Source organism: Bradyrhizobium sp. Rc2d, from assembly GCF_900099855.1.
In the GTDB taxonomy this organism is placed as follows: domain Bacteria; phylum Pseudomonadota; class Alphaproteobacteria; order Rhizobiales; family Xanthobacteraceae; genus Bradyrhizobium.
Genome location: NZ_FNCU01000013.1, coordinates 170,113 through 185,015, shown reverse-complemented (window position 1 = coordinate 185,015; position 14,903 = coordinate 170,113). Strand labels below are relative to the sequence as shown.

General features: G+C 65.3%; 19 protein-coding genes. 11 read left to right on the top strand and 8 right to left on the bottom strand.

Annotated features, from left to right (window positions below; all coding sequences use genetic code 11):
• The gene (locus BLV07_RS18400) at window positions 1–231 is read right to left on the bottom strand and encodes a DUF6894 family protein (RefSeq protein ID WP_091888123.1); all 231 of its coding nucleotides are present in this window, start codon (window positions 229–231) and stop codon (window positions 1–3) included.
• Window positions 232–618: 387 nt separating this feature from the next.
• The gene (locus BLV07_RS18395; RefSeq protein ID WP_091888121.1) at window positions 619–1,620 is read right to left on the bottom strand and encodes a hypothetical protein; all 1,002 of its coding nucleotides are present in this window, start codon (window positions 1,618–1,620) and stop codon (window positions 619–621) included.
• A gap of 336 nt (window positions 1,621–1,956) precedes the next feature.
• Here BLV07_RS18395 and BLV07_RS18390 point away from each other — a divergent pair, with 336 nt between their 5' ends.
• The 3 genes from BLV07_RS18390 to BLV07_RS47625 all read left to right on the top strand — a co-directional run bounded on the left by BLV07_RS18390 (window position 1,957) and on the right by BLV07_RS47625 (window position 3,841).
• Window positions 1,957–2,553: a L,D-transpeptidase gene (locus tag BLV07_RS18390; protein ID WP_165406031.1), complete on the top strand. Its 597-nt coding sequence runs from the start codon at window positions 1,957–1,959 to the stop codon at window positions 2,551–2,553.
• Between the two features lie 120 nt (window positions 2,554–2,673).
• Entirely contained in the window at window positions 2,674–3,660 is a 987-nt protein-coding gene (locus tag BLV07_RS18385) for a hypothetical protein (RefSeq protein WP_091888119.1), read from the top strand.
• A gap of 16 nt (window positions 3,661–3,676) precedes the next feature.
• Window positions 3,677–3,841: a hypothetical protein gene (locus BLV07_RS47625; protein WP_176945618.1), complete on the top strand. Its 165-nt coding sequence runs from the start codon at window positions 3,677–3,679 to the stop codon at window positions 3,839–3,841.
• 62 nt (window positions 3,842–3,903) lie between these two features.
• On the opposite strand, the gene BLV07_RS18380 is transcribed toward BLV07_RS47625, so the two are convergent.
• Entirely contained in the window at window positions 3,904–4,338 is a 435-nt protein-coding gene (locus BLV07_RS18380) for a COG4315 family predicted lipoprotein (protein ID WP_091888117.1), read from the bottom strand.
• 118 nt (window positions 4,339–4,456) lie between these two features.
• Window positions 4,457–4,921: a MarR family winged helix-turn-helix transcriptional regulator gene (locus tag BLV07_RS18375; RefSeq protein WP_091888115.1), complete on the bottom strand. Its 465-nt coding sequence runs from the start codon at window positions 4,919–4,921 to the stop codon at window positions 4,457–4,459.
• 102 nt (window positions 4,922–5,023) lie between these two features.
• On the opposite strand from BLV07_RS18375, the gene BLV07_RS18370 reads away from it, so the two are divergent.
• The 5 genes from BLV07_RS18370 (at window position 5,024) to BLV07_RS18350 (ending at window position 9,372) form a co-directional block, all read left to right on the top strand.
• Window positions 5,024–6,946, top strand: a complete 1,923-nt coding sequence (locus BLV07_RS18370; RefSeq protein WP_176945617.1) for an FAD-binding monooxygenase — start codon at window positions 5,024–5,026, stop codon at window positions 6,944–6,946.
• Window positions 6,947–7,100: 154 nt separating this feature from the next.
• The gene (locus BLV07_RS18365; protein ID WP_091888111.1) at window positions 7,101–8,072 is read left to right on the top strand and encodes an SH3 domain-containing protein; all 972 of its coding nucleotides are present in this window, start codon (window positions 7,101–7,103) and stop codon (window positions 8,070–8,072) included.
• Between the two features lie 162 nt (window positions 8,073–8,234).
• On the top strand, window positions 8,235–8,513 hold the full coding sequence (locus BLV07_RS18360; protein WP_176945616.1) for a hypothetical protein: 279 nt from the start codon (window positions 8,235–8,237) through the stop codon (window positions 8,511–8,513).
• A 69-nt stretch (window positions 8,514–8,582) separates the two neighbouring features.
• Window positions 8,583–8,984: a hypothetical protein gene (locus BLV07_RS48880; RefSeq protein ID WP_244551138.1), complete on the top strand. Its 402-nt coding sequence runs from the start codon at window positions 8,583–8,585 to the stop codon at window positions 8,982–8,984.
• A gap of 25 nt (window positions 8,985–9,009) precedes the next feature.
• Window positions 9,010–9,372 carry a hypothetical protein gene (locus BLV07_RS18350; RefSeq protein WP_176945615.1) on the top strand — a complete coding sequence of 121 codons (363 nt, stop codon included), beginning with the start codon at window positions 9,010–9,012 and terminating at the stop codon, window positions 9,370–9,372.
• Window positions 9,373–9,391: 19 nt separating this feature from the next.
• Here the strand turns inward: BLV07_RS18350 and BLV07_RS18345 are convergent, their stop codons facing one another.
• The 3 genes from BLV07_RS18345 to BLV07_RS18335 form a co-directional block, all read right to left on the bottom strand.
• On the bottom strand, window positions 9,392–9,961 hold the full coding sequence (locus BLV07_RS18345) for a TetR/AcrR family transcriptional regulator (RefSeq protein WP_091888107.1): 570 nt from the start codon (window positions 9,959–9,961) through the stop codon (window positions 9,392–9,394).
• Complete coding sequence (locus tag BLV07_RS18340) at window positions 9,961–10,305, bottom strand: DMT family transporter (RefSeq protein ID WP_091888105.1); 345 nt, start codon at window positions 10,303–10,305, stop codon at window positions 9,961–9,963. The genes BLV07_RS18345 and BLV07_RS18340 overlap by 1 nt, the downstream gene beginning before the upstream one ends.
• 216 nt (window positions 10,306–10,521) lie before the next feature.
• The gene (locus BLV07_RS18335) at window positions 10,522–11,187 is read right to left on the bottom strand and encodes an O-methyltransferase (protein ID WP_091888103.1); all 666 of its coding nucleotides are present in this window, start codon (window positions 11,185–11,187) and stop codon (window positions 10,522–10,524) included.
• A 97-nt stretch (window positions 11,188–11,284) separates the two neighbouring features.
• On the opposite strand from BLV07_RS18335, the gene BLV07_RS18330 reads away from it, so the two are divergent.
• From BLV07_RS18330 to pdxY, 3 genes are all read left to right on the top strand, one after another.
• Window positions 11,285–11,917, top strand: coding sequence for a TetR/AcrR family transcriptional regulator (locus BLV07_RS18330; RefSeq protein ID WP_091888101.1), 633 nt, complete (start codon window positions 11,285–11,287; stop codon window positions 11,915–11,917).
• Window positions 11,918–12,012: 95 nt separating this feature from the next.
• The gene (locus tag BLV07_RS18325) at window positions 12,013–12,678 is read left to right on the top strand and encodes an FMN-binding negative transcriptional regulator (RefSeq protein WP_091888099.1); all 666 of its coding nucleotides are present in this window, start codon (window positions 12,013–12,015) and stop codon (window positions 12,676–12,678) included.
• Window positions 12,679–12,695: 17 nt separating this feature from the next.
• Window positions 12,696–13,514: a pyridoxal kinase gene (gene pdxY / locus BLV07_RS18320; protein WP_091888097.1), complete on the top strand. Its 819-nt coding sequence runs from the start codon at window positions 12,696–12,698 to the stop codon at window positions 13,512–13,514.
• A 5-nt stretch (window positions 13,515–13,519) separates the two neighbouring features.
• Here the strand turns inward: pdxY and BLV07_RS18315 are convergent, their stop codons facing one another.
• Window positions 13,520–14,833, bottom strand: coding sequence for a hypothetical protein (locus BLV07_RS18315; protein WP_091888095.1), 1,314 nt, complete (start codon window positions 14,831–14,833; stop codon window positions 13,520–13,522).
• Window positions 14,834–14,903: the final 70 nt, after the last annotated feature.

The following is a 14,903-nucleotide window of genomic DNA, read 5'->3' as shown; positions in this document are numbered from 1 at the left end:
CTAGCGCTGCCAGGCCGGCACGGGATCGAGCGGCGTGCGATAGACCTCGTTGTGATCGCGATCGGTGACGCGAACCGAGCAACCCTTCTGCTGAAGCTCCGGCTTCACCTGCGACAGCTCGCATGCCAATTGATCGGCGCGATCGGAGGCGACCTCGATGTCTTCGAGGATGATTCCGCCCTGGTTCCTGAACTCTTCACCAACCACAAGATCGAAGGAGTAGTAAGGCATCCGACTTCCCCGGTGTGATGATCCAAGTTTGAAAAACAAGTCTTCAATGGAAATCTCGACACATCCGGGATGGTATCACGAGTCGATATTTATCGAATGATCCGGCCGCGCAATCTCTGTGCTTATGGCGCAGAAATGATGTGCAGCATGTGGGCTCATTAAGATTTTATTAAATATACGGCGCGATCATGAAGCATGGAATCGCAACAGAACCGGGCTCCGGGAACCGGCAGTTGCAAGAGAAGGTCGCCGGCATAAATCCCGACGGCCTTTTCTCTTGAGCGGAAGACGATCGAAGCATCGCTTCCCGTAATCGCCCGGACTCAACGCATCACATCGACTCGGACAGCGTAGCGCTGCGACGCTGTGGTGTCGCCTGGCGCTGCGCTAGCGCAGCGGCATCGGCGGACGCACGACAGGCCCATCGTCATCGGCTACGGCTTGCGTCGTCGCAGCCGGCGGCGGGGCCGCGACAGCCTGCGATGGCGGCGGAGGTGCAAGCGGCGCTGGGGTATAGGCCGGCATGTAAGTCTGCGTGACGGCCGGCTTGGGCTTGCGAACCGGCGGCGCAGGCCGCGGCGGGAGCGCAGAGGCGCGTGGGCGCGGATCGACCGGCTTGGTCTCGACAGCCACTGGCCTCGGCGCAGGCGGCTTCGCCATCTCGCGCGCCATCTGCTCCTGTCCGGCCTTCAACTCGGCGATGTTGGCCTTGAGCTGCTCGATCTGCTGCGCCATCGCGGCGAGATCGTTCGTCATCGATTGCACCGTTTGCGCGGTGTCCGGCTGCGCCGTTGCGGGCGCGGCGGCAAGCTGGGTCGGAGGCGGCGTCGCGGGTTGATCGGCCGTTGGTTCCGTTGCCGCTGGTGCTGCGGGCGGGGCGGCTTCCGCTGCCGCGACGGGCGTCGTCTCCGAGGTCGAAGACATCAGCGACGTCGAAGGCATCAGCGACGTCAATACCGGCGTCCATTCGGCGAGCATTTGCTTTGCCGTGTCGCCGTGCTTCTCCCAGGCAATCGCGGCAGCCGCGCTGCCGCCCGCGAACAGGAACGTGACGAACGCACCGCGCAGCCACTTGCCAACCGCGGATCGCTTGCGATGGCCGGGACCATCGCTGGCCGTCACACGGACCGCCGTGTCGACCGAAGGTGCCGCAGCGGGCTTGCCGTAGACGACGTTGATCGTGGGCTCCGGCGCACGCGCGGGATTCGGAGCGAACCTCGGCTCCGGACGGGGTGCGATCTCCGGCGCCAGCGCTGGCGCCGCGCTCCCCGGGCGCGAGACCAGCACGATCTCGGGAGAAATCTGAACCGCGTCGTGCGGGTCGTTGTCCTTGACCGTGTCCTTCACGATCTCATCGACGATTTGCTTGCTATTGAGCGTCGCGAGCATCGCAGCTCCTTTTGAAGCCCAGATGTTTAAGTTTTGGTCCTCCGCATTGGCGCGGAGCCGATCTGTTGAGGTGGGCCCATCCCAAATCCCAGGGACGCACGAGTCCAGCCGCGTTTGACCAAAGCAAGGCAAGGAGATGGAGATGATGCGACGCTCCTCTGCCGTTTGTGGTGATGGAACCCGTTTTGTCGAACACGCGCACGTGTTCCGGTTTGCCTTGTTTTCAGCACGATTTGGGCAGCATCTGGCGGGGCTGGGGGCGCTATCGGGGGGCCGGTGGTGCCAAGATCTCTTCTCTGTTTGTTCGTCGTCGCCTTGTTGCCGCTCGGCGGCTGCATGCAGACGACGCTTTCGCCATCGACGGATGCGAGCATGACGGCTCGCGACCGGCAGTTGCTCGCGCACACGCCTTACGCAAAGGCCAACGTACCTGAGCAGTATCTACGCCACATCGTCGATTACCAGCGCAAGGAGCAGCCAGGGACCATCCTGGTCGATACCGACGCGCGCTACCTGTATTTCGTGCTGCCCGAGGGCAAAGCGATCCGCTACGGCGTCGCGGTCGGCGAGGAAGCCATGGCGTTCTCAGGCGTCGCGCGGGTCGGCCGCTTGGCGGAATGGCCGGACTGGATTCCGACAGCGGATATCCAGGCGCGGCTCGGGCCGTATCCGGCGCGCGTTCCCGGCGGTCCCGCCAACCCGCTGGGCGCGCGGGGAATTTATCTCTATGCCGGCAACAAGGACACGCTTTACCGCATCCACGGCACCAACCAGCCCGAATATATCGGGCAGGCGATCTCGTCGGGCTGCATCCGGATGCGCAATGAGGACGTCATCGATCTCTATGACCGGGTGAAGCTGGGCTCGACCGTGGTGGTGCTGCCGCCTGGGCAAAACGCGCAGGCCGTGACCGGCGCATTCTGGCGCGGATAAACGCGCGAGGGCGAGCACGGCGTGAAGTCGTCGCCATCCGCTTGCGGACAATTTTATCCATTGTCTTGCGCGGTCCGTAACGCCTCGCCTCTAGCGTGCAGCGAGCAAGGGGTTGCTCGCATGTATCTCGTGAAGAATTCGCCGCGCGCGCTGTTCGCCGCGCTGATTCCGCTGGCTATCGTCGAAGCCGTACTGATGGCCTTCGCCATCGCGGGCGGGCAGGTGACCGATCCCGCAGGCGTGCCTGCGCCGGATCAGATCCTGGTGTTCTATGCGGGCCGCATGGCCATCGATGCAACCTTCCTGTTCGCCGGGCATATCCTGCTGCGACAGTGGACGATATCGAGCCGGCTCGCTTATGCGTTGATGGGCGGCGTCGTGGCCGCGGTAAGCTATGGCATTGCGATCCGCAACCACATCCAGCTGGCCGCTCCCGGCGACGGTACGGTGGTGACAATCGGTCTGTTGCCGACGATCGCAGGGGTAATCGGCGGATTCCTCTATGGCCAGTTCGCCGGCCTGAGCCCGGTAGCACGAGCTGCCGGCGCGGGCTCCGCCGCGGCCGCACCGGCAGCGCCGCCGCCGATTGTATTCGACGGACCGGTCCGGGTCCGCACGTCGGTCGCCGGCATCGCGATCGCGGCTCTGATGCCGACAGTGCTCGCAACGCTTCTGCCTTACACGCTGGTGCCGCTCCTGATGAATGGTTTCGCTGACAAGAGCACCGCTCATATCTTCGCAGCCGTAATCCCGGCGCAAACTTTCATGATCATGATTGTGATCTCCGTCATTCCTTCGAGCATCTTCATTCTCTGCGTGCACCACGTCGCGCGAGCAATGAGCCGTCGCAGCGGATGGGAATACGCGGCGATTGGAGGCGTCGCGGCTTTCGCCTGCCCGCTGCTGCTCGCGTTTGCGATGCCGCTCTTTGCGATGCTCACGGTACCGGCAGCGTTTTGCGGAGCCGTGATGGGTGCGCTCTATCGCCGCTTCGCCGGCCTCGAACCGATGCCGTTGCCGGAAGCCGTGATCGCAACCGATCCCAATGCGCTGGTCGGCGCCGATCATCCGTCGCGACACCAGCATGGTGTCATTCTCGGCAACTGATCGCCAAGACGAAAACATGAAAGCATTTACGGCGCTTGGCGCGGGAATAGTGATCGCGGCCGTGGCAGCGGCCTGGTTCACGACCAGGCCGGTGCTGGTGCATACGAAGGTCAGGCCGCTCGAGGCAAGCGCGAATATTCCGACGTTCAAGCCGGTGCCGTCGAACTTGGCGCGCGAGTAGGCCTACAACGGTGCAAAGATCGTCGGCACGTCGGGCGCCAATCGTCGCGCGCGGCTCTCGCCCTAATCGCCCGGCCTGGCGATCCGCCATTGCAGCGTCATGGCATTGCCGTTGGCATCGCCCGGCGCCTTGTCGGCGGGCGAGGTGTAGAGCGGGCGATAGCGGTACGCCCACATCTTGCTACCGTCGTTGCGGTTGATCACGGTGAAATCGCCGACGGCTTTGGCGTCGGTCGTCGCGGCTAGCGGAACCCAGCTCTCGGTGCACTTGCCGTTGCAGTTCGACGTCTTGCCGGTGGTGTCGCGCTCATAATAGTAGAGCGTCATGCCCTTGAGGTCGACGAGCTTGGGACCCTGCTTGGTCAGGACCACCTTCGCCGGTGCGGTCGTTGCCTCGGGTTTCGGCGGGGGCGGGGAGTCGCCGCCGCCATGGCCGTTTGCGAGCGCATGACCGCTCGCGAGCGCGATCGCCGCGGCCGCAACAATGCACCTGAACATCCGAAACTCCCGACCCGCAAAGTTAATCGCGCGTTAGCGCCGAACGGGCCGACCGTAACAGCCGAACGTTAGTTCCAGGTTTCGCGGCGCTGCGACAATTGCGTACAAAACGACCGGCTTATGACTGCACACCGCGCAGCGGCGCGCGGCTGAGCTCGTTGCCGGCGGCAATCGCCTTGCGCAACAGCCGCATCAATTCCTCGCCTTCCTTCGCGCTGAGGCCGCGCAGCATGACGCGCTGCGCAGATTCGACGGCGGGCGTGATCTTGCGCAGCGTGCGCCGGCCTTCATCGGTGATCTCGAGCTCCCGCGCGCGGCGGTCGCGGCTGGAGGCGCGGCGCTCGATAAGGCGCTTCTGCACCAGTCGATCGATCACGCCGGTGATGGTGGTGCGGTCGTAGGCGATCAATCCTGCGAGCGTCACCTGGTCGAGCCCCGGATTGGCCTTGATGGTCGCCAGCGCGGCATATTGTACCGGCGTAAGATCGAAGCCGGCATCTCCGACTTCAGCCAGAAATACCGCGACCGCGATCTGCTGGAACCGGCGCGCCAGATGCCCGGGCATGTCGTTGTTGTCTTTCACCGAGGTCTCCGTTTGGCAGGGACGATGCGGACCATTGACAAGTATACTGATAGTCAGCATACTGAGCAATATCCAAACAGAAATTTGGCGGGAGAGGTGCTCATGCAATTCCATCTGAATGGATTTCAGCCGGGCGATCCCGAGATTGCGGATCCCGCCGAGCGTGTTCAGGCCTCGGGTGCAGCGGGCGCCGTTCCCGAAGAGGTCGATGTCCTCATCGTCGGCTGCGGGCCCGCCGGCCTGACGCTGGCCGCCCAGCTCGCGCAATTCCCTGATATCAAGACCTGCATCGTCGAGCAGAAGCCGGGGCGTCTGCTGGTCGGTCAGGCCGACGGCATCGCCTGCCGCACCATGGAGATGTTTCATGCCTTTGGCTTCAGCGAGCGTGTGCTGAAGGAGGCCTATTGGGTCAACGAGACGACGTTCTGGAAGCCGGACGAGCGGCATCCCGAGACCATCGTCCGCAGCGGCCGGGTGCAGGACGTCGAGGACGGGCTGTCTGAATTCCCGCATGTCATCCTCAACCAGGCCCGCATCCATGACGGCTTTCTCGACGTGATGCGGAAATCGCCGGCCAAGCTCGAGCCGTATTACAGCCGGCGCGTGCTCGATCTCGATGTCGATCCGGCCGCTGGTACCGCCGATCATGCCGTGACGGTGCGCCTCGAGCGCGTCGATGCCGGAAGCGAGGGCAAGGTCGAAACAATCAAGGCGCGCTATGTCGTTGGCTGCGACGGCGCGCGCAGCACGGTGCGGAAGGCGATCGGACGCGAGCTGCACGGTGATTCCGCCAATCACGCCTGGGGCGTGATGGACGTGCTGGCGGTGACAGACTTCCAGGACATCCGCTTCAAGTCGTTGATCCAATCGGCGAAGGACGGCAGCCTGCTCATCATTCCGCGCGAGGGCGGTTACATGGTCCGCCTCTATGTCGAGCTCGCCAAGCTCGAGATCGGCGAGCGCGTCGCCAATCGCAACATCACCGCCGATGACGTGATCGCCAAGGCGCAGCGGATTTTGAAGCCGCATACGCTCGAGGTGAAGGAGATCGCCTGGTGGTCGGTCTACGAGATCGGTCAGCGCCTCACCGACAAGTTCGACGACGTGCCGGAGGTCGACGTCGCCGCCCGCCCGCCACGCATCTTCATCGCCGGCGATGCCTGCCATACCCACAGCCCGAAGGCGGGGCAGGGCATGAACGTCTCGATGCAGGATGCCTTCAATCTCGGCTGGAAGCTCGCCGCCGTCCTGCGCAGGCAGTGCGCCCCAAGCCTGCTGCATTCCTATTCGGCCGAACGCCAGGCGGTTGCCAAGGAGCTGATCGACTTCGATCGTGAATGGGCCGGGATACTCGCCTCCGCCGCGAAGGCCGGCGGTGCCGATGCGGCGAAGACGCAGGACTATTTCGTCCGGCACGGCCGTTACACGGCAGGGACCGCGACGCATTACCGTCCGTCGCTTCTCACCGCCACGGCCGCGCATCAGCATCTTGCGCAAGGTCTCGTCATCGGCAAGCGCTTCCACTCCGCGCCGGTGATTCGGCTGGCGGACGCCAAGCCGGTGCATCTCGGCCATGCGGCGCAGGCCGACGGCCGCTTCCGCATCTACGCGTTTTCGCCGGCGGAAGATCCCGCCGCCGTCGGCTCAGCCATTCGCGCGCTGTGCAATTTCCTCACCGATGCCAGGGAGTCGCCGATCAGGCGATACACGCCCACGGGCGCCGATATCGACAGCGTGATCGACCTGCGCGCGGTCTTCCAGCAGGATCATCGCGAGCTTGCCGTCGAGGCGATGCCGTCGCAGCTGCTGCCGCGCAAAGGCCGCTACGGCTTGATCGATTACGAGAAGATGTTTTGTCCCGACCTCAAGAGCGGGCACGACGTCTTCGCTATGCGCGGCATCGACCGGAAGGCGGGTTGCATGGTCGTGGTGCGGCCGGACCAGTATGTCGCGAACGTGCTGCCGCTCGACGGCTTTGCTGCGCTTGCGTCGTACTTTGACGCCGTCATGTTGCCAGCAAATTGACGGCCTGGCAGCGCGACCGGGCGCTGTGCCGATGAACGGCGAATGAATATTGAACCGCGCGCGGTGTGCATCTCGATCTTTCGACGGATGCGACCACCATACGCGGAACGCCCGTTCTGCTTGCGCGTTCCGACTGGCAGAGGAGGAACACGCCATGAGACTCAAAAGCGTTTTACTTGCCGCATTGCTGCTCGTCCCGACGGCCGCGCTGGCCGCGCCGGGCATCGTCACCGTCTCGACCGGTCTGCGCGCCGGGCCGGGCACGGGCTTTCCCCTGGTCGACCGCATCCCCGGCGGCGCTCGCGTCAACATCCATGGTTGCCTGCGCGGCAATGCCTGGTGCGACGTGAGCTTCTCCGACGATCGCGGCTGGGTGTCGTCGCAATATCTCGAATATCTCTATCGCAACCACTACGTCTATCTCCCTGACTATGTCGACGAGATCGACGTGCCCGTCGTCCCGTTCGTGCTGACCTCGTACTGGTCGAGCTACTATGCGGGACGTCCCTGGTACCGTCGCCACGCCTATTGGAATAGTTACTGGACTTCGCATCAGCGCTTCGCGACGCGGATGACGCTTGATCCACGTGCGGCCAGCATCGGTCGCGCGGCGACGCGTGACGCGGCGGTCGCACTCGAGCGCAGCGGTGTGCGCGCCAGGGGCAATGTCGCGATCACCGGACGGGAGACCGCGGTCGCGCGGCCCAACGCCGCCATCGCCAAGCGCAACGCCGCGGTTACGATCGACCGGACCCGCGCCGCGCGGAGTGAGCGCATCGCGCATGAGCGAGCCGCCGTGCAGAGCCGCAGTGCGCGCGAGGCGCAGGCGCGCATGATGCACGACCGTGGTGCGAGCCGTGCCGCCGTGCGCGCGCAGCCGATGACGCGCGCTCATGAAGCGCCGCGCGCGGCCGCGCCTGCAGCCCGGCCCGCGACGCCGCATGTCGCGAAGCCGAACGTCAGCCACGGTTCGCCGACGAATGCCCGTGCGCAGATGCCGGCGCCGCGCGCGGCTGCGCCCGCAATGTCGCACCCGGGCGGCGGCGGCGCTCCGCACATCAATGCGGCGCCGCGCGGCGGCAATGCGCCGGCCGGCGGTCCCGGCGGCGGCCATCAAAAGCACTAGGGTTGCCAAAAAAGCCCGGCCGCAGCGCCGGGCTTTTTCTTTGGCCATCGCAAGGCCCTTACAATTTAAGTCAGTTCTTCGCCGGCAGATTTCATCGATCGTAATATCTCTACCGAAAGCTGTAAGCATCCACTCGGGGCAGCGGGGCACGGGAGGATGACGATGAGACAGAGCCAGGCGGAGACGCGCCGCCAAAATGTCGCGAAGCGGTCGATGACCAAGGAGGCCAAGCAGCTGTCCGGCCTGATTGCCGGATTGCGCAAATCGCTCGAAGCGATCCACAAGGAACGGGCGAGCGCAAAGCTCACCGGCGCCGAGATGGGCATGCTCGACGAGCGCCGCAACAATCTGCAACTCACCATCGCAGCCCTCGATGATCGCCTCTCGGCGGTGCAGGGGCTGATCAATCTCGGCCGGCCGCACGTGATCCGCGTCCACTAGCGGGGCTCGGACAGGCGCGATCGGTCCCCGTGACAGTCGTGACGGGGCCGGCGGCCGATTCAGCATGATATGACGACGCGCCTGCGGCGCTCCGCGCCTGGCGGCAAGCAGCCCGCGACAAGCAGGATCGCGTCCCGGACGCGGCGCGCGCTCATCCGGTTACCCGGCTGCGAGCGTGCCCGGCACAGTGCTGCCTGCGGATGGCACCAAATTGCCACGCTCCTGGCGAATTGCCGCCAAAGCCCGCTGCCACGAGAGGAGCGGGTGCAGGGCAACGCCAGGGGATTTGCATTGGCCTACAAAATGGTCGCAGAACGCGACAACGAGAAGTACAGTTTCGCCCGCGAGAGCCGGCTGCTCATCGTGGCCAAGGCGAGGGTATGGGCCAGTGAGGGATGGCAGGTCGTCATCACCGATCAGGATGGCAAGGCCTACGCGCCGCCCGAATTCGATCAGCTATTGGCGGCGTAACCGCAAGACGGGCTAGGGGACAACATTGATTTCGCTGTTTCGACCGGGGCGCGGCTTGATCGCGCCCTTCACGACTCTTGCCGCCGCCGTCCTGACGGCGACGGTTGCGGCCGCGCAGAATCTCGATGCCGGCAAGTCGCCCGCAAAGCTCTTTGCCGACGGTTGCGCGACCTGTCACCGCACTCCGCGGGGCCTTGCCAAGGGACGCTTCAGTCTCACGCTGACCTGGTTCCTGAAGGACCACTACGCGACCAGTTCTGATTCCGCAAAGGCGCTTGCCGCCTATCTGGAGTCGGTCGATGAGCCGCCGCCGCGTGCTGCGGCCAAGCCTGGCGCAAAACCGCCGCGATCATCGCCACGTCCGCCCAAAGCGGTGCAGAGCCAATAACTGTCGTCCCGAATCCCGGCTAAGCGCGTCGATAGGTCTGAGCGATCAGGCGGTCGTGCACGGCGCGCAGGTCGGCGCTCATGCGTGTCTGTCCCGTCGTGACATAGGACAGCCAGGCGCCGTCGGCGGCGAGGCGGATGACGTGAAGATCGGGCGCGCTATCGGTGGCGCGATGGCGCTTCAGCCGGGCCTTGATCCAGTCGTTCCAGAGTCGGCGCAGCGACGGATCGGTGACGACGACCATGCTCAGCGCCGCCCAGGGCGTTGCGAAGCCGAAGGCCTTGCCGGTGAACACCGCATTCACATAGGCCCGCGTGAAGCTGCCGCGCGGCTTGGGATCCGACTCGATGGCGCTGTCGATCTCGGCATCGACGCGGGCGAGGAGATCGGCGAACAGGCCCTCGATCAGCGCCTGCTTGCTGCCGAAATGATGAAACAGACCGCCCTTGGTGACGCCGGCCGCCGCAGCGACCGCCTGCACCGTGACGCCGGAGACGCCATGGTCCATGGCAATGGCAGCAGCGTGGTCGAGCAGGGCGCGCCGCACCTGCTCGGGCTGCTTGGCGCGGGTGTAGCGGCTTTCCGGCATCAATGCACCATGGTCTCCGAGAACAGGTTGATGATCACGACCCCTGACACGATCAGCGTAATGCCGACGAAGCCGGCGGCGTCCAGCATCTGACGGAACAGCACGAAGGAGACCGTGGCGGTCAGAATGATGCCGACCCCGCCCCAGATCGCATAGGCGATGCTGAGGGGAATGACGCGGATCGCGACCGACAGCGCATAGAACGAGGCGACGTAGAACAGCACCATCGCCAGCGTCGGCCACGGCCGGGTGAACTGCGCCGACTGCTGCAGGAAGGCGGAGGCGGTGACCTCGAAGACGATGGCGAGGGCAAGCGCGGCGTAGGCATTGAAGGCGGATGTCATGAGAGCTCGAACGTAAAGCGGAAAGATACCGCGCGATAGGTATGTTCAGCACGCGGAACATGGCTTTTGCCAAGAGCAGGTATCACGTGTGAGTGACGGGGCTGCGACAGGCGCGTCACGCGCCAGGACCGGAGTTTTCAAGGCAGGCCGCTGACAACACGAAGCCGCCGCGCGATGCATCGTACGGCGGCCTGCGGTTGGCGATTGGACGCGGCTTTAGTTGATCCGCACCGAGAGCTCGACGTCTTCGGCAAAGGCCGTCGACATATAGCCGCTTCCGGGCGCACGTACGCGCGCCAGATAGTCGGGGCTGTCGTCGGCGTTGTCGGCGACGATGATCGCGCCCGGCCCGAGATGGCCTTCGAGCAGATCCAGGATGTCGGAGTAGAGCGCCTTGGCACCGTCGAGCAGCACGAGGTCGATCGTATCAGGCAGATCGGCACTGAGCGTCTTCAGCGCATCGCCCTCGCGGATTTCGACGAGATCGATCACGCCGCCGGCCGAGAGGTTGTCCCGCGCCCGTGCCGCCTTGGACGACTCGAACTCGCTGGTGATGAGGCGGCCGCCGCCATTGTCGCGCAGAGCTGCGGCAAGGTGCAGGGTCGAGATGCCGAACGAGGTGCCGAACTCGACGATGGTCCTGGCGCGGGAGCTGCGCGCCAGCATGTAGAGCAACGTACCGGTCTCGCGCGAGACCGCGAGCGGGGCGTTCTTCAGGCGTCCATAGAGATCGCGGTAGGCGGTCTTGCTCCGCAACATCCGCGCCCGGTCGGCATCGGACAAATCGGCGACGGCGGCCAGCGTTGCGCCGCTTGCTGCTTCGGCCTCGTTGAACAGTCGATCCAGCAGCGGCGCAAGCAATGTGATGGTTGGGGTGGTCATTTGGTGTCTCCAGAGTTCGCGGCGAAGCGCGTGCTTGCGCGGAGATTGAAATACGACTAATTCGTCGCATTTCCTATTCGCATTGCTCGCAGGCGCCATGGCCGACCGTCGAAGCCGTTCAATTTCCTCGCGAAAACAGCCGCAACAGGCCCGCTCCACCGGGCTGGTGGCGGCCATCCTGGATGCCGCTGTTCAGGTCCTGGCGAAGGAGGGCGCGCAGCGTTTCACGACGGCGCGGGTGGCGGAGCGGGCCGGGGTGAGCGTTGGATCGCTCTATCAATATTTTCCGAACAAGGCGGCGATCCTGTTCCGCCTCCAGAGCGACGAGTGGCGGCGCACCAGCGAGCTCCTGCGCGACATCCTCGCGGACCGGGCGAAGCCGCCGCCGGCACGGCTGCGCGCGCTGGTCCATGCCTTCATTCGCTCGGAGTGCGAGGAGGCTGCGATCCGCATCGCGCTTAGTGATGCCGCGCCGCTCTATCGCGACGCGCCCGAGGCGAACGAGGCACGGGCAGCCGGCGAGGGCATCGTCGCTTCCTTCATGCGGGAGGCGCTGCCCAAGGCCTCGGATGCGACGCGCAGCCTCGCCGGCGAGCTGATCACGACGACGCTCAGCGCGGTCGGCAAGAATTTTTCGGAAGAGACGCAGAGCGAGACGGAGATCGCAGCCTATGCCGATGCCATGGCCGACATGTTCTGCGCTTATCTTACGAGGCTGGCGCGGCGCTGAGCATTGCTGACATCGGCGTTTGCGGGCCGATTGTTCTTCGGATTTCGCCGGGTTAGCCTCGCCTCGTCCTTTATCCAATCATCGAGCGCCGCGCCATGCATGTCCTCCGTCCCCAGTTCCGCATCGAGGAGCAGCGCGCGCTGGAATTTGCCGGGCGACGCGGCTTCGGCGTGATCGTAGCGGCGGACGAGCGCGGGCCGCGGGCCTCCCACGTGCCGTTCGTGCTAGGCGAGCGCGGCGGGCGCGCCATCGTGCAGATCCATTTCACCGCCAAAAATCCGCTCGTGCCGCTCGCCGACGGCATCAGGCGATTCCTGCTGATCGTTGCCGGCGACGATGCCTACGTCTCCAACGACTGGTATGCCTCCCGCGACAACGTCTCGACCTGGCTCTACGAGGCGGTGCACCTATCGGGCATAGCGCATCTGCGCGGGCTGGACGAAAATCGCCGACATGGCGATGCGCTGCTTGCCGTCTCCGAGGCGCGGTTGCCCAAGCAGCCTTGGGATCTCGCGCAAATGGACCCAAGCAAGCGTGAGAGCATGCTGGCCGCGATCCGCGTCATCGATCTCGTGGTGGATCAAGTCGAGGGGCAGGCCAAGCTCAATCAGCACAAGAGCGATGCGGACCATGTCGCGGTCGCGGATCGATTGGCGCGGTCGGAGGAGACTGGCCACCGGCGGCTGGCGCGCAGGATGCAGGCGCTACGACCGGAGCTCAAGTACGAGACCCCGTCAAGCCTTGCTTCGTCTGATGTTTGACCTTACGGACCTCCTTCATGCTCGTCATCTCCATTCAAAGCCAGGTGGTCCACGGCCATGTCGGCAACAGCGCGGCTGCCTATGCGGTGCAGGCGGAGGGTGTGAATGTCGCGGCGGTGCCGACGACGCTGCTGTCGAACCATCCGCGCTATCCGAGCCTGCGCGGGCGGGTGTTGGAGACCGAACTGGTCGCCGATCTCCTCAGGGGTGTTGAAGAGCGCGATCTCGTCGACGAGGCGGCCGTGCTCGTCACCGGCTATCTCGGCTCGCCCGGCAATGCCGCCGTCGTTGCCGACTTCGTCGAGCGGGCTTTGATGCGCAATCCGAAGCTCGTCTATCTCTGCGATCCCGTAATCGGGGACGACGGCCGCGTCTATGTCGCCGACGGAATCCTGGACGTGCTCCGGCATCGGCTGCTGCCGGCCGCGAAGCTGACCACGCCAAACCGGTTCGAGCTCGAGCTGCTTGCGGGCCTCACGATTGCCGATGCGCAGGACCTGCGTGCGGCGTGCGCGGCGCTCGTGGGACAGGGCCGCATCGACGTCGTCGCCACCGGCTGCACGCTCGCGGACACGCCCGAAGGACAGTTGGAGACGATCCTCTGCGCCGACGGCTGGTTGTCGCGCTTTGCGACGCCGCTTCTGCCGATCCGTCCCTTTGGCACCGGCGACCTCCTCACCGGTCTGATCGCGGCGCATCTGGCCAAGGGCGAGGCGACCGAGGTGGCGGTGCGGCGCGCGGTGGAGACCACCTTCGCGGTGCTGGTGCGCACGCAGAAGGCGGGCACAGCCGAGATGCGTCTCGTGCCGCTACCGCCGCCGGGCCGCGAGCCGTAACGGCTTCAGGTCGCGCGCTTGCCGGCCGATTGCGCCGCCTTCTGCGGCTTTGCCGGGCCCTTCTGCTCGCGCGCGCGCGCGGCCTGTGCTTTTGGCGGCTTTGCATGAGCCGCGGCGCGCACCTTCCTGGGCTTCGCGTTGGCAGCTTCCTTGCGGTCCGCCGTGCCCCGACGCGAGATGTATTCCTGGCCGTCGATCGGGCCGACATGCGGCGGATCGCGGCCGAGATAGGGCCGGCCGATACCGAGCTCCTTGCCGTTGGCGTCGACCCACTTCCACAGGATTTCGGTCGAGACCCAGCGCTGCGCGCGGTTGCTGCCCTGGGTACTGACGATGTCCGCCGCCATGCCGTGGCCGTAGCCACCGCGGCTGCTGCCGCCGTGATAGGAGCGGTCGGAGGCGGCCTTCAGGCCGCTTGCGATCGACTGGCGATAGTCGTCGCGGAACGCGCTGGTGATGCCCGGCGAGAGGCCGGCGGCCTCGGCTGCGAGCAGCGTGCGAAACAGTTTTCGCTTGAAGCTCTTGTCCATGCCGCCGATGACGTAATCCATCATCGACATGCCGGCGTGGTCGGCCGCTTTCGGATCCTTCCAGCCGAAATCCTCGTCGACCAGCTTGGTGAAGCTGCGCATCACAGTCACGGTCTTGCCCTTGCGCTTGACTGTGACGGGGCGGCGTTCCTCGACCTTGATCGAATCCTCCTTGGGCGTGCGCTGATAGAGCGTCCAGAGATAACGGTCGATGCAGGTGTCCACGACGAAGCATTCGTCGAGCACGGCGATGGTGTCCGCGGGGGGCGAAGGTTTGCTTGCGGCCGGGGCGGGTCCGCTCCCGATCGCCGCGGGGGACAATGCGTCCGTGGCCACGATCTCGGTGGGATCGGCGGATGCGAGTTTGACGGGCTCTGGCGTCGGCGCAGGCGGAGCCTCGCTGACGCTAGCAGCCTCGCTGACGCTAGGTGCCGGTTCAGGCGCAATCTGAGGCGCGGGCGGCTCTGCCGGCAATATCAGCGCGGGATCGGCCGACGCGAGCTGGACGGCTGGGACCTCCGGCGCGGCTGCCGCTTCAACGGTTGGCAGGCTCGCCGCCGCAGCAGCGATCTCGGCGGTCAAGGCGACGCCGTCCTCGATGGTCGCAGCGCGTGGGACGTCGGCGAGGTCGAGGCGATCGAGATCCTTCGCGCGCGAGACGGCAGCCGCATTGGCGCCGCTGCTCTCGATGAGGGCAGGCGCGTAGGCAGACAGGGAGAGCACCAGCCAGCTGGCGAGAACGGCCGAGGGGCATGAGACCGCCACCAGAAGAGACCGCCGATCATTCATGATCCCTGCCTCCAAACGGTTCTGTTCGAACCCGTCTTGTTCGAACAGTCAGTGATGCAAACAGTCTTGA